This is a genomic window from Sphingomonas sp. TDK1, assembly GCF_001650735.1.
Lineage (GTDB): Bacteria > Pseudomonadota > Alphaproteobacteria > Sphingomonadales > Sphingomonadaceae > Sphingomonas.
In genome coordinates this window covers 3,191-3,561 of the sequence record NZ_LXVY01000035.1, presented here as the reverse complement: position 1 = coordinate 3,561, position 371 = coordinate 3,191, and the positions used below count along the sequence as shown (strand labels likewise).

The 371-nt window shown below is 71.4% G+C and carries 1 protein-coding gene; it reads left to right on the top strand.

The window, feature by feature from the left end:
* Positions 1-371 (top strand): divalent metal cation transporter (locus tag A7X12_RS26015; RefSeq protein ID WP_198162088.1); only part of this gene is annotated, 371 nt, incomplete at both ends.

Below are 371 nucleotides of genomic sequence, written 5' to 3'. Positions count from 1 at the left end.
CCTGATCGTCGCTGCCGCCGCTTTCAACGCCAACGGCCATACCGGGGTAAGCGAGATCGAGGATGCCTACCGCCTGCTCGTCCCCGCCACCGGCGCCGCGATCGCCGCGCCGCTGTTCGGCATCGCATTGCTCGCCTCGGGCCAGAGCGCGACCTTTACGGGCACCATCGCGGGGCAGGTGATCCTGGAGGGTTTCCTCGACCTCAAGATCCCCTGCTGGGTCCGCCGGCTGATCACCCGTGGGCTGGCGCTGATCCCGGCGCTCGCCGGCGTGCTGCTGCTCGGCGACGGTGCGGTCGGGCGCCTGCTGGTGCTGACCCAGGTGGTGCTCTCCGCCGGCCTGCCCTTCGCGATGGCGCCGCTGCTGCTGC